Below are 904 nucleotides of genomic sequence, written 5' to 3' on the forward strand. Positions count from 1 at the left end.
AGGATTTTCTTCTTCACGACCTCTCTCCGCAGTGCTACTCAGCGTAGTTGGTGGGCAGCGTCAGTTGTGTTTAAGTGTCAGAGGGCGATCCGGCCCTGGCCGCCCGGATCGCCCTGGCCCGGTTCTACGCCGAGAATCTTCTGGTGGCTGCGGGCGGGCTGGAGCACTCCGTCGTGGAGGGCGGCGCCTTCACGGACGACGCCGCGCTGGCGCTGGCGGTTTGAGGGGGGCGGACATGGCCGACACGATCGCGATCACCGACGTCGAGGGCGGCGTCCGCCTGATCACCCTGAACCGCCCGGAGAAGAAGAACGCCCTCACGGGGGCGATGTACGACGCGATGCGCGCGGCCCTGGCGGAGGCGGATGCGTCCGACAGGATCGGCGCCGTGGTGTTCGCCGGGCAGCCCGGGATGTTCAGCGCCGGCAACGACCTCGCCGACTTCATGGGCGGCGCCGCGGGCGGCTTCAGCGCCTCGCCGGCCCTGGCCTTCATCCGCCAGCTCGCCCGGACCCGCACCCCGATGGTGGCGGCGATCGACGGGATCGCGGTCGGCATCGGGGCGACGCTCAGCCTGCATTGCGACCTCGTCTATGCCAGCCCGGCGGCGCGGCTGCGCATGCCCTTCGTGGAACTCGGGCTCGTGCCGGAGGCGGCGTCGAGCTACCTGCTGCCCCTGCGGGTCGGGCGGCTCAAGGCGACGGAGCTGCTGCTGCTCTCTCAGCCGCTCAATGCCGACGAGGCTTTGGCGCTGGGGCTCGTCAACGCGGTGCTGCCGGCCGACATGCTGCTGGACCAGGCCATCGCCCAGGCGGCCAAGCTCGCGGCCCTGCCGCGGGGCGCGCTGACGGCGTCCCGGGCGCTGATCCGCGGCGACCAGGCGCAGGTCGAGGCGGCCCTGGAG

2 protein-coding genes are annotated in these 904 nt (G+C 71.7%); both read left to right on the forward strand.

Features of this window, described 5'->3' with window-relative positions:
• Positions 1-74: 74 nt before the first annotated feature.
• Entirely contained in the window at positions 75-224 is a 150-nt protein-coding gene (locus FV228_RS33585) for a hypothetical protein (protein WP_187277988.1), read from the forward strand.
• Between the two features lie 11 nt (positions 225-235).
• The coding region (locus tag FV228_RS31015) for an enoyl-CoA hydratase-related protein (RefSeq protein ID WP_147857896.1) at positions 236-904 on the forward strand (669 nt) is incomplete at its 3' end.

The sequence above is a fragment of the Methylobacterium sp. WL18 genome (assembly GCF_008040015.1).
GTDB lineage: Bacteria > Pseudomonadota > Alphaproteobacteria > Rhizobiales > Beijerinckiaceae > Methylobacterium > Methylobacterium mesophilicum.